Below are 12699 nucleotides of genomic sequence, written 5' to 3'. Positions count from 1 at the left end.
TAAAAGGTACGCCGGGGATAACAGGCTGATCTCCCCCAAGAGCTCACATCGACGGGGAGGTTTGGCACCTCGATGTCGGCTCGTCACATCCTGGGGCTGGAGCAGGTCCCAAGGGTTGGGCTGTTCGCCCATTAAAGTGGCACGCGAGCTGGGTTCAGAACGTCGTGAGACAGTTCGGTCTCTATCTGTTGTGGGCGTTAGAAATTTGAGAGGACCTATCTTTAGTACGAGAGGACCGAGATGGACAGACCTCTAGTGTACCTGTTGTGGCGCCAGCTGCATCGCAGGGTAGCTATGTCTGGATGAGATAAGCGCTGAAAGCATCTAAGCACGAAACTCGCCTCAAGATTAGATTTCTTTTAAGGGTCGTTAGAGACGATGACGTTGATAGGTTGCAGGTGTAAAGGCAGTAATGTCAAAGCCGAGCAATACTAATTACCCGTAAGCTTTTACAAACCGTTGTGATTTAGAATTACGATATATTTTCTTCCTCCTATGTCAAGGTTAACCGTAAGGTTGATCTAAGGCTTTAAGGTGACTATTGCGGTGAGGTCCACCTCTTCCCATTCCGAACAGAGAAGTTAAGCTCACCAGCGCAGATGGTACTACAGTAACATGTGGGAGAGTATGTCGTTGCCTTAATTTATTTCAAACCCCGATCAATAATATTGGTCGGGGTTTTTTGTTTGATGTACTTTCGGGCGTTGTGGCTTTTAGCAGTAGAATCGCACTCTTTCTTTTCCTTCTAACTGTTGTTGGAGTTCCACTTGATGGGGTCTCCCAGTCGTTGCGTGATAAGTTTCAAATTGATTCACTATTCCCATCTAATGTATCCGATACGCTGAATGTAAAGGAGTATCAGTTCAATGATTGGGTTTACGGTGGTGAAGGTGTTTACGGACTCAATGAGTTGGGTGGCGTTCAGAATTATCATCCACTCTACAAAGACTCTTACATTAGGAATGACCTTGGCAACATTGGCTCGGCCGATTATGTTGCCTTGTTCGATTATGATAGGTCTTTCGGGTTTCATTTCCGTTCTGGTAGAAAGGGTTTTTGGAAATCAATAGCCGACAGGAAGATTCTTCTGTCGGAAAAAATGTTCTCGAACGTCCAGTATTCCAATGGTGCGAATAGAGAGAATTATCTGATGGCAAATCTGACACGGGGATTCGGGAAATTCGTGAATCTGGGTGTCAGCTTCAATAGGATCAATACGCTCGGATTCTATAGTCGACAGAAGCAGACGATTACGGATATGACCATTTACGGTACTGTAAGATCGAGGGACAACCGTTACATGGCTGCTGTGATGTTCGATTACTCCAATCTCCTGTCTCAAGAAAATGGTGGCATCGCAAACGATACGGTATTTGAAGAGAATTTGACCACTGCGAGAAACTTCATCACGGTCAATCTTAACCAATCGAGTAACCATTGGAAGGGATTTGAGGTGGGGCTGGAGCAACGTTTCTTTTTGATGAAACAGGATTCGACCGTAGGAAAGCGTGGTTACCGACCTGCGATTTCGCATAGTTTTTCGGCTGCTCGACACAGTATGGTTTATGAAGGTTCGCAGGCGGATCTTTCCTTCTACCAGAATATTTACATGGATTCGACAGGAACTTATGATTCCACGAACCTATTATCAGTTACCAATGCGTTGCGATTTGAACTTGTGAAATCTGATTCTGTGGTTGCGCGAACACTCAATCGGCTGGCGGTTGGGGTGCAGCACGACCACATTCGTGTGTCGTACGATTCGAATTATGTGGATCACATCAATAACCTTTCGGTGTTGGGAATTGCTGATGGGAAGCTCTTTGGGGCTGTGGATTGGCATGCCAACGGGAATTTCATGTGCTATGGTTACAATATTTGGGATCTGAAAGTGAATGGCCAGTTCGACTACCGATTCGGTGGTTCCAAGTTCTCGGCCTTTGTGGATTACTCCCTGTTTCGGCCTGATTATATCACGGCCAATTATCAGAGCAACCATTTCGTTTGGAATAACAATTGGGTTCAGACGCAGCATTGGAAAACGGGTCTGGTTTACGAGCAGCGGAAACTTCGTTTCAAAGGCTACTTCACCTACCATCTTTTTGACAATCTGGTGATGTTTGGGACGGATAAGTTACCATATCAGAGCAAGGCTGTGGATCAATTGATGGTATTCAGAGCGGAGGAGCATTTCAGGATGCGGTGGTTCCACCTGTTGGTGCACGGAGCTTTTCAATGGAAGCTGACGGGCGATGATATTCGTGTTCCGTTGGCGTTGGGACGCGGTATTTTCTATTACCAGAATGACCTCTTTAAGAAGAAACTTCGACTGCAGGTGGGGGCGCAGGTGAGTTATGCCACGAGCTACTACGCAAATGCTTACAATCCTGCTCTTTCCGATTTCTACATACAGAATGCGAAGCAGGTGGGGAATTACCCTTTTATCGATGCTTTTCTCAATTTACGCGTGAAAAAACTGCGGATGTTTGTGAAGTTTACGCACATCAATTCAGGATGGATGGGTTACCGCTATTACCATGTTCCGCATTATCCTGTGAATGATTTTGCCTGGCATTTCGGGATTAACTGGGCGTTTTTGGATTGATATGGTAGATTCCTGAAGAGGAAGGATTTTCTCACGCAGAGAAACAGAGAAAATTGTTCGCTTCGCTCATGTGGGTCTCGCGAAGGCGCAAAGGGTTGGTTCGCTTGGCTCACGGATGGTTTGCACAGAGAGTTTTGGAGAAGTGGAGATGCACGGAGGTTCGCTTCGCTCACGCTTGTTTCACACAGAGAGACAGAGGGGCAGAGAAAAATTGTTCGCTTCGCTCATGTTAATCTCTCGCGAAGGCGCAAAGGCGCGAAGGGTTGGAATATTTAGTTCACGCAGAGATGCAGAGAACGTTACCGTTATCAAGTCTTCTGCTTCTTCTTCTTTGCGGCTGGGAAAAGGATATTGTTCAGGATGAGTCTGTAGCCTGGTGAATCTGGATGAAGATTAAGATCTGTGGGTGGGTCGCCCACGTAGTGCTGGTAATCTTCGGGGTCGTGACCACCGTAGAAGGTCCATTGGCCTTTACCGAGCGTGCCATGAATGTACCTTGCTTCCTGCAATGATTTGTTCTCTCCCATAATGAGCACATCGGGTTTGATGAACTGCTTACGGAATGACGTGGTCTGTCCCATGAACCCTTTAATGATCTGCTGATGGTTCTGGCAGAGCATGGTTGGAACGGGATCCCACTTGGCAGAAAACTCGAACAGCGCGAAGAAGTCGGTCTTTTCGGTGACCTTGCCCTGACGTGATTGTGTGGCATCGATGTTTGAGAATTCATATTGCGCAGGGTCAGTAATGAGCTGGAATTTCTCAAACGCCACGCAGTTCTCGTAGTCGAGCTGACTATTGTAATTCGGTGTGGTGCCATCGCCATCGAACATCGATTCGCAGATATCGAGTTTGTGGGCTGAAAGGGCGATGTCGTAAGAATCAGTACCAGAACACATGGCGAAGAGGAATCCTCCACCCACCGTGTATTCCTTGATTCTGTTGGCAACGGCCAATTTGAGTTCGGAAACTTTATTGAATCCGTTTCTGCGGGCCATTTCCTCCGAATATTTTACCTGCTCGATGTACCAAGGCGCGTTACGGTAATGCGCCCAAAAGCGGCCGTACTGTCCTGTGAAATCCTCATGATGCAGGTGCAGCCAATCGTAGAGTAGGAGTTTTCCATCGAGCACCTCATCATCATACAATACATCGTACGGAACCTCCGCATACGTGAGTACAAGTGTCACGGCATCATCCCATGGTTGCTTGTTCTTAGGACTATAAACCGCAATGCGTGGCGGTTTTTCGAGTTTGGCGACATCCATGTTCACTTCAGGGTCGGCAATTTCGGTGAGGATGGCAGTTGACTGTGCATCCGCAATGATCTCATAACTCACGCCACGGATAACACACTCATTCTCAATCTCCTTGGCGTATTTGCACATGAAGCTTCCACCACGATAATTGAGCAGCCAATCGACCTCAACATCCGCTTTCAGGATCCAATAGGCAATTCCATACGCTTTGAGATGATTCTTCTGCGACTCATCCATAGGAATGAGCAGATAAGCGGCCATGAGTTGGCTGCTCATCAGAACCGTTACAAGCGTAATTGCAAACGATTTAAAAAACCGATTCGTCATCATCTTCCAGGTCGTCAAGGTCATCCATACGCGACATCTTCGTCATTACGTTCGGGTTCGAATCGAACGCACTTGATGGCTGCATGGCACTTGGGCCGCTTGCCAAGCTGAACTCAGGGTCATCGTAATTGGTGAACTTGGCCAAATTGTTAATGAAACGCAGCGGAACGGTTCCTGTTGCGCCACTACGGTGTTTTGCAATAATTAACTCGGTAAGACCTTCGGTCGGAAGGTTGGTTTCTTCTGAAACTTCAATGCCGTAGTATTCTGGTCGGTAGAGGAACATGACCATATCGGCATCCTGCTCAATGGCTCCAGATTCACGAAGGTCGGAAAGCATGGGACGCTTGGTTCCACCACGCGTTTCCACGGCACGGCTCAACTGCGAAAGTGCAATAACAGGAACTTCCAGCTCCTTGGCCAAGCTCTTGAGCGACCGCGAAATGGTACTGATCTCCTGTTCGCGGTTTCCTTTAAGACTGGAACCAGCCGTCATCAACTGCAAGTAATCGATGATGATCATCTGAATGTCGTGCTGTGCTTTCAATCTTCGGCACTTGGCGCGCAGTTCGAACACAGACAATGCTGGCGTATCATCAATAAATATCGGGGCATCGCTCAACTGCTTGAGCGAGGCGTGCATGTGTTCCCAATCGTTCTTGTCGAGCTGACCTTTTTTCAGCTTGTCGCCAGGAATTCCAGATTCGCTGGAAATGAGACGGTTGACCAATTGCACCGAGGCCATTTCCAAGGAAAACAGTGCGATGGGACGTTTGAAATCGACTGACATGTTGCGCGCCATGGAAAGCACGAATGCTGTTTTACCCATGGCAGGACGAGCGGCAATGATCAGCAGATCTGACTTCTGCCAGCCGTTGGTCATTTTGTCCAACTCGGTAAAACCGGTTGGCACGCCCGTTATACCGCCATCCTTGCTGGCAGCTTCTTCCACTTCCTGAAGTGCCTTTTTTACCAACACGCTCATCGTGTCATAACTCTTGCGAAGGTTTCCTTCAGCTACCGCAAACAGACTCGCTTCGGCCTTGTCCAAAAGATCCAGCACGTCTGTTGTGTCTTCGAATGCTTCGTGATAGGTGTCTCCCGAAACTCGGATAAGCTCACGCTGAATGAATTTTTGCCCAATGATCCGTGCGTGGAACTCGGCATTGGCGGAAGAGGCCACGCGGTCGGTGAGTTGGCTAACATAATAAGGGCCGCCCACGAGGTCGAGACTTCCTTCTTTTTTCAGCCAGTTGGTAACTGTAAGGATGTCTATCGGTTCGCTTTTGCTGAAAAGGTCAGTGATGGCCTCGAAGATCTTTTGGTGTTCGATACGGTAGAAACTCTCAGGTTTCAGAATCTCGACCACATCATTCAATGCATCGCTCTCAAGCATCAGTGCTCCGAGAACCGCTTCTTCGAGGTCGCTTGCATTGGGTGGAACTTTCCCGTGTTCCAGACCAACGCGTGGTTGTGTGTAAGTAGATGGTTTCTGTCTTCGCTGCTTTGTCTCCTGCGCCATTGTCACTCAAGTCATTTTATCTCCCCAGGCGTTGTCGAACCTGATGTTGGTTGTGTTCTATCTGTTGTTTAACTACTTGTGCCACCATGAAGAACGTGGCACCGAGCAGGATGGCAAGTACCAGGTAAGCAAACACATTCTTGCGATTCTTTTTCCAATATCGCTTGAACTTGTAACCGCGCGGGCGCCTCTTTATTTTGACCCGCTGTCGGTATTTTATCCGAATTTTTTGCTTCTGCCGTCCACTTGATGAGGACGACTCTTCTGGATTTTTACTCACTTTCTCCCTGCCATTTTATTGCCCGATTGCAATTCAACAAATTAACATTTAAAAAAGGGTTTTCATAGAAGATACTTATCCAAACATTGATCGTTGATAGCAAGTGGATAACTTTATACCATGCGATTTTGGCCTCGGACAATCCTGATTTTCAGCCTTTTTCTGGTAGCACTTTACGCGTGTCGGAAGAAGGACGAGGTTTTTCCGAAAGTTGAAATTCTTCAGCCTGCTGAGAATGCGGCATTTCAGGTCTTCGATACCATCCACGTGAGTTTTTCAGTTTCGGATGAAACGGAACTGGTTTCGGTCACCGTTCAGTTGATCAATTCAGATCTTATTCCCGCTGGAGCGCAGCAACATGTGGCAGTTCCGAGCAGCAGCTTTTCGGGCTCTGCCGATCTGATCATCAGCGATAAACTCCTCCCTTCTGGAGTCTATTATGTGGAGGTGGCAGCAAGCGATGGCCCCAATGAGGAGAAGGCGTTTCAGAAGATTACCGTCAATGCGCTGCACAAGCAACGGAAGGCCATTTACTGTGCGTTGGCATCTGGAACGATTTCAAAAGTGGATTCGCTTTTTCAAGGAAGTTCGCCTTGGTTGCAACTGGGGCATGATCTGAAAAAAATGGTGGTTAATTCCTTGAAAGACCGCCTGACCTGCATCGGAAATTATTCTACGGAGATTGCCAGCTACAATATCGGTTCTGCTTCACAGGTCTGGTCAGATAATGCCTTTTTTGTTTCGCAGGTGCAGCGCTACACCGATCTGCTTGCATACAAGAATGACATCTATGTCGGCTGGTACGATCAGGAGGTTCGAAGCTACAGTCTTTCAGGTTCGCTGGGTTGGGCCCGGCAAACGGGTAATTACAGGCCAGAGCTCATCTATGCAGATGATAATTATCTGGTGATCGAGATGGAACTTTTGGGTGCGAACGATCACTTCATTTTCGTGTATCAGGCAACAACCAAAGCGTTACTTTGGCAGATGGATATTCCGATGGATGTGAAGTCGATCTGTGGTTTTGATGAGAACGAGGTAGTTCTTTTTGGCAACGATAACGGAAATGCCAAAGTGTTGCTTTACGACATGTCGAACAACAGTTGGTGGCAACCTCGGCAGCTACCTGTCGGAGAAGTGATCACTGCCACCAAAATGGAAGGAAAAACGTACGCCATTTCTCATCAGGACGGTATTTACGCTTACACCTATTCACCAAACTATCTGAATCTGATCAAATCTGGAGGTCTTTATCAGGATGTGAGCTATGACGAGGACAAAGGCACCTTGATCGCGGCTACTGGAAACACATTGGAGGAAATGAGCATTCAGGGGCAATTGCTCGGAACGGTTGTGCAACCAGACAGCATCGTCAGTTTCGATATTCATTATACCAGATGAGTAGAGAGGATTCCATAAAAAAGGCGGCAGAGATCATTCGGGATGAGTTCGATGCTTTTCATGCGGACTTTAAAGAGTTGACATCCAAAGCTCCCGACATCTTTGCGCGCAAGGCATGGAAGGAGGGGCAGAAGTTGTCGCGCAACCGCTTGAATCTCTACAAAGAATATGTTGCAGATACCGAGGCGAACATTCGCCAGATACTCGGAGAAGACATTGAGGATCGGAATGCGTGGAGGGATCTGAAACAACAATTTGCGGTTCTCATTTCTCAGCGAAGAGATGGGCCAATTGTAGAGAGCTTCTTCAATTCTGTTCTTCGGAAGTTGTTCCGCGATCAAGGGATCGATCACGATATCGAATTCATCAACTTTGAACGGAGAGTGCTTCAGACCAATCCGCCTGAACCGATCTACCAACGGTTCTATTTGGGCTCCGACAATCTCGAAACCATTTGGATCCGTATCATCCGTTCGTATGAATTCCAGTTCAAATTTGCCGATCTCGATGCTGACCTTGAAATGATCGTCAAGGCCATTCGGCAGAAGGTGATGGACAAATTCGGAAGGGTGGAGGAGGTCGATCAGATGGATATGATCCGTTCGGTTTTCTATCGGAATAAAGGTGCTTATCTGGTGGGTAAGATCACGAAGGGAAATGTGCAGATCCCGATCGTGTTACCGCTGATGCACACCAAAGATGGAGTTCGTTTCGATAGTGTTCTTTTCAGTAAGAATGACATCGCCATCGTCTTCAGTTTCAGCCGCAGCTACTTTATGGTCGAATCGGACAACCCTGTTGATCTGATCCTTTTCCTGCGGCCGCTGATGAGCCACAAGAATCTGTATGAACTGTATGCGAGCATTGGCTACGACCGTCATTCCAAAACGGTTCTTGTAAAGGAACTTCATCGACAGTTGTCGCGGTCGGACGAGAAGTTTGTGCCTGCGCCAGGCATCAAAGGAATGGTCATGGTGGTGTTCACGCTTCCTGGTTTCAATGTGGTTTTCAAGGTCATTCGCGATCGTTTCGGACCGACCAAGAATTTCGGAAAGCAGCACGTTATCGATTGTTATCGACTGGTATTCATGCACGACCGTGTGGGGCGATTGGCCGATGCAACGGAGTATCGCTACATGCAGTTCGACAAGAACCGAATGTCGGAAGAAGCACTGCACGAACTTTTGGTGGAGTGTTCGGAAACATGTTACGTGGAAGGCGATAAGGTGATTGTGAAGCAACTGTTCACTGAGCGCAAATTGGTGCCGCTCAACATTTACTTGGAAACTGTTGATGAGGAGAAGGGCAAGGAAGTGGTGATCGATTATGGCAATGCCGTGAAGGAATTGGCCGCGGCCAATATTTTTCCAGGCGATCTGTTGCTGAAGAACTTTGGGGTCACGCGCCACGGTCGGGTCATCTTTTACGATTATGACGAGCTGTGCTTTCTCGATCAGATAAACTTCAGAGCAATTCCTCCACCTCGCTATCCCGAACAGATCTATTCTGGTGAAGCTTGGTACACTGCTGCCGAGAATGATGTTTTTCCAGAGGAGTTCGGTGCTTTCATGGTTCCTTCTGGTCCGCTCAAGCAAACCTTTATGAAGTACCATGCCGACCTTTTCGACCCCAAATTCTGGAAGGAGATGCAGGCACTCCATGAGGAAGGAAAGCTGCCCGACTTCTTTCCGTACAAGCGAGGCAAAGTGAAATTGGGATTCAGTATTCAATAAAAAGCCCCATTCGCTTTGTGAACAGGGCTTTCCCGATCAAGGCGTTAGCCTTTTGATAATTACATGTTTGCGATGATCTCGTCTCCGAATCCAGAGCAGCTCAATAGCGTTGCTCCTTCCATCAATCGCTCGAAATCGTAAGTTACACGCTTCTTGGCGATGGCATTTTCGATGCCTTTGTAGATCAACTCGGCAGCTTCTACCCAACCCAAATGCTCAAGCATCATACAGCCCGAAAGGATAACCGAACTTGGATTTACCTTGTCCAACCCAGCATATTTCGGAGCGGTTCCGTGAGTGGCTTCAAAGATGGCGTGACCAGTTACGTAGTTGATGTTCGCGCCAGGAGCGATACCGATACCTCCAACGGAAGCAGCCAATGCATCAGAAACGTAGTCACCGTTCAGGTTCAAGGTCGCGATGACATCATACTCTTTCGGACGAAGTTGAATCTGCTGTAGGAACGCATCGGCAATACTTTCTTTCACAATGATCTTCCCTGCGGCAATGGCGGCATCCTGTGCCTTATTGGCTTCCTCTGGTCCTTTCTCGTCAACAAGTCGATCGTACTGCGCCCACGTGAAAACCTTATCACCGAACTCGCGCTCAGCAAGCGCATATCCCCATTTCTTGAATCCACCTTCGGTGAACTTCATGATGTTGCCTTTATGCACCAAGGTCAAACTTGGTTTCTTGTGCTGAATGCAATATTCAAGTGCAGCGCGCACCAAACGCTCTGTTCCTTCAATGGAAACAGGCTTCACACCGATGGAAGAAGTTTCTGGGAAACGGATCTTCTTCACACCCATTTCGTTCTGTAGGAAGTTGATCACCTTTTTCACCTCAGGAGTACCTGCTTCCCACTCAATTCCCGCGTAAATGTCCTCTGTGTTCTCACGGAAGATGACCATATCTACAAATTCTGGATGACGCATGGGCGAAGGAACGCCTTCGAACCAACGAACTGGTCGAACACACGCATACAGATCCAACTGCTGACGAAGCGCCACATTCAACGAACGGATGCCACCACCAACTGGTGTGGTCAATGGCCCTTTGATGGCGATCAAGTATTCGTTGATCACATCCAATGTTTCCTGCGGAAGCCATTCCCCAGTTTGGTTGAAAGCCTTTTCGCCTGCCAAAACCTCGCGCCAAACGATGGATTTTTCACCGTTGTAAGCTTTGGCAACAGCCGCTTCCAACACACGACTTGCGGCCGCCCAAATATCTGGCCCGATTCCGTCTCCTTCTATAAAAGGAATGATGGGGTCGTTAGGTACGTTGAGCTTGCCGTTAACTACAGATATTTTATTTCCTGCCATGATGATTCTTCTTTAAGGTGTGCCAAAAATAACGATGTGGGCGTGATTCCCTAATCAGTTGTGTGACAGAGAGAAAATGGGCGTTGGAAAATAGAAACTGATGGATCGAATCCGCGGTCAAACATCAAGGTCGAGACCCAATTGCTCGCGCAACGAATCCAAATGTGGGTTTTCGCTCAGAAGCTTGTGGTAGATCTCTTTTGGCGTGTAAGCTTTCTTGCTTGTGAGAACCTCTTCCACAGGCGTTTCCAACTGAACAGAATAGTTGTTCAGGTCTTTTCGGATGGCATCAATAAGCATGGAGCGCGTGTCCTGCAATTGCTCCAATTGATGTTTCCCATCCAGTTTCAGTTCGATGGTATTTCCCTCACGCAGGACTGGTTTGTGTTTGGTAAGCGAACTGAGAATGCTTGGTTTTCCTTCGAAAAGCAGGTTGACACGGTTGTTCCATATCTCCTGCATTTTTTCTTCCGTGAAGCCATCTTTCGGCATCTCATCCAAATTCACTTCTTCCTCTTCTACAGGTAGATGCGCTTCGCTGATCTTTATCGTACTGCGTGAAAATCGTCTACGTGACGAAAGCGAAACCGTGCTTGGATTCGGTGCTGTAACATCAGGAGTTTCTTTTGATGCTATTGGAACTTCGGATACGACTTCGTTGGTTTCCTCGGGAACTTCAGGCTGTTCTGATTCAGCAATCGGAGGTTGTTCTGGAGCTTTAGTAATAGGTTCTTCCGAAACCGTTTCTGTAGCTACGGTTTCAGTAGGTTTTACTACTGGTTGAGTAGGAGCCGGTGGCTCAGCTAAGGACTTTTTTTTTTGAGGCGCTGCGGCAGCAGCACCTTCAGGCGTTTTGTGCAAAGCGCACATGCGCATGATGGCAAGCTCAACGGTGAGGCGCTGATTTTTGCTGGCCTTGTACTGAACATCGCAGTCGTTCATGGCGCGCAAACTCTTTAATAGGTTGAGCGGTGAACAGCGTTGTGCCTGCTCCAAGTATTTCTGTTGGATTTTCTCAGAAACCTCCAGAAGTCTGACGGTTGAGCCGTCCTTGCACATCAGCAAATTGCGGAAGTGCGATGCCAATCCATTGATGAACTCATGTCCGTTGAAACCGCGCTCCAATACTTCATTGAAAAGGAGCATGGAACCAGCCATGTCGCCTTCAAGAATCAGATCTGTGGCACGGAAATAATAATCGTAATCAAGGATGTTGAGGTTTTCAATCGCATCCTGATAGGTGACGGTATTTCCAGAGAACGTGACCAAGCGGTCGAAGATGGAAAGGGCATCGCGCAGCGCACCATCAGCTTTTTCAGCCACCACATGCAAGGCTTCTTCCTCGGCATCAACACCTTCTTTCTTGGCAATATTGGCCAAGTGAGAAACCATATCGCTGACGAGAATTCTTCTGAAATCGAAGATCTGGCACCGCGAAAGAATGGTCGGAATGATCTTGTGCTTCTCGGTAGTAGCCAAGATGAAGATGGCGTGCGCAGGCGGTTCTTCCAACGTTTTGAGGAACGCGTTGAAAGCGGCCTGGCTCAACATGTGAACCTCATCTATAATGTAGACCTTGAATTTGCCTTGCTGTGGTGAGAACCGCACCTGATCGATCAGGTTTCGGATATCATCTACCGAGTTGTTGGAAGCTGCATCCAACTCAAAGATGTTGAATGAGAAATCCTCGTTCGGGTCGAGTTCGCCATCAAAACTGTCCTGATTGATGGCTTTGGCAAGGATTCGCGCACAGGTGGTTTTTCCCACACCTCGCGGACCGCAGAACAACAGTGCTTGCGCCAAATGATTGTTCTTGATGGCCTTTTGCAGCGTGGACGTAATGGCACCTTGGCCTACCACATCATCAAACGTGGTTGGTCTGTATTTCCGTGCCGAAACGATGTAATTGTCCATGCGGTTTTGCGAACTTCAAAAGTAGTATTTCGTTCTGCGACTGGCGGCAAAACTTATTCACGATCGTTGATAGGTTGGATGGAACGCGGATGACACGGATTGGACTGATCAACGCGGATTTTTGTTTCGCTGACGAAGGAAGCGTCTTCCTTAGACCCCTCGTTCCTCGGGGAAACAGGTGAGACTGGCAGATGGCGTGCGTTAGTCATACCGATAAAAAGCAAATCAATTTCAAACCATTTTATAGGTTTGTTGCGGGTGGAGGCCGATGATCCCGCACATGCTCTGCAATGCAGGCCTGGGACGCGTCCGACACCCTTCTTTTCTTCTTCT

Annotated in this window: 7 protein-coding genes and 2 rRNA genes; 5 read left to right on the top strand and 4 right to left on the bottom strand. The window is 47.8% G+C overall.

Annotated features, from left to right (window positions below; genetic code table 11):
• The 3 genes from GC178_15905 to GC178_15895 form a co-directional block, all read left to right on the top strand.
• Positions 1–455, top strand: a 23S ribosomal RNA gene (locus GC178_15905); the annotation flags it as partial.
• Between the two features lie 75 nt (positions 456–530).
• A 5S ribosomal RNA gene (rrf, locus tag GC178_15900) occupies positions 531–642 on the top strand.
• A gap of 16 nt (positions 643–658) precedes the next feature.
• A complete protein-coding gene (locus GC178_15895; protein ID MBI1289051.1) occupies positions 659–2605 on the top strand; it encodes a hypothetical protein in 1947 nt (648 codons plus the stop codon).
• A gap of 308 nt (positions 2606–2913) precedes the next feature.
• Here GC178_15895 and GC178_15890 read toward each other — a convergent pair whose 3' ends face one another.
• Positions 2914–4140 carry an asparagine synthetase B gene (locus GC178_15890; GenBank protein MBI1289050.1) on the bottom strand — a complete coding sequence of 409 codons (1227 nt, stop codon included), beginning with the start codon at positions 4138–4140 and terminating at the stop codon, positions 2914–2916.
• Between the two features lie 31 nt (positions 4141–4171).
• Positions 4172–5713, bottom strand: a complete 1542-nt coding sequence (gene dnaB / locus GC178_15885; protein ID MBI1289049.1) for a replicative DNA helicase — start codon at positions 5711–5713, stop codon at positions 4172–4174.
• A 400-nt stretch (positions 5714–6113) separates the two neighbouring features.
• Between dnaB and GC178_15880 the strand changes: the two genes are divergently transcribed.
• Positions 6114–7394, top strand: coding sequence for a hypothetical protein (locus GC178_15880; GenBank protein ID MBI1289048.1), 1281 nt, complete (start codon positions 6114–6116; stop codon positions 7392–7394).
• Positions 7391–9127, top strand: coding sequence for a bifunctional isocitrate dehydrogenase kinase/phosphatase (aceK, locus tag GC178_15875; GenBank protein MBI1289047.1), 1737 nt, complete (start codon positions 7391–7393; stop codon positions 9125–9127). The genes GC178_15880 and aceK overlap by 4 nt, the downstream gene beginning before the upstream one ends.
• 59 nt (positions 9128–9186) lie before the next feature.
• Here the strand turns inward: aceK and GC178_15870 are convergent, their stop codons facing one another.
• Together GC178_15870 and GC178_15865 are read right to left on the bottom strand one after the other, a co-directional pair.
• Positions 9187–10452 carry an NADP-dependent isocitrate dehydrogenase gene (locus GC178_15870; protein ID MBI1289046.1) on the bottom strand — a complete coding sequence of 422 codons (1266 nt, stop codon included), beginning with the start codon at positions 10450–10452 and terminating at the stop codon, positions 9187–9189.
• Between the two features lie 117 nt (positions 10453–10569).
• On the bottom strand, positions 10570–12366 hold the full coding sequence (locus GC178_15865) for a DNA polymerase III subunit gamma/tau (protein MBI1289045.1): 1797 nt from the start codon (positions 12364–12366) through the stop codon (positions 10570–10572).
• Positions 12367–12699 lie beyond the last annotated feature (333 nt).

Source organism: Flavobacteriales bacterium (genome assembly GCA_016124845.1).
Taxonomy (GTDB): domain Bacteria; phylum Bacteroidota; class Bacteroidia; order UBA10329; family UBA10329; genus UBA10329.
The sequence above is the reverse complement of the archived record's forward strand: the minus strand, read 5'-3'. Positions and strand labels throughout refer to the sequence as shown.

Excerpts from the sequence above, each read along its gene's own strand:
- GC178_15890 (MBI1289050.1), bottom strand. The coding sequence starts at position 4,140 with ATGAGCAGCCAACTCATGGCCGCTTATCTGCTCATTCCTATGGATGAG.
- dnaB (MBI1289049.1), bottom strand. The coding sequence starts at position 5,713 with ATGGCGCAGGAGACAAAGCAGCGAAGACAGAAACCATCTACTTACACA.
- GC178_15880 (MBI1289048.1), top strand. The coding sequence starts at position 6,114 with ATGCGATTTTGGCCTCGGACAATCCTGATTTTCAGCCTTTTTCTGGTA.
- aceK (MBI1289047.1), top strand. The coding sequence starts at position 7,391 with ATGAGTAGAGAGGATTCCATAAAAAAGGCGGCAGAGATCATTCGGGAT.
- GC178_15870 (MBI1289046.1), bottom strand. The coding sequence starts at position 10,452 with ATGGCAGGAAATAAAATATCTGTAGTTAACGGCAAGCTCAACGTACCT.
- GC178_15865 (MBI1289045.1), bottom strand. The coding sequence starts at position 12,366 with ATGGACAATTACATCGTTTCGGCACGGAAATACAGACCAACCACGTTT.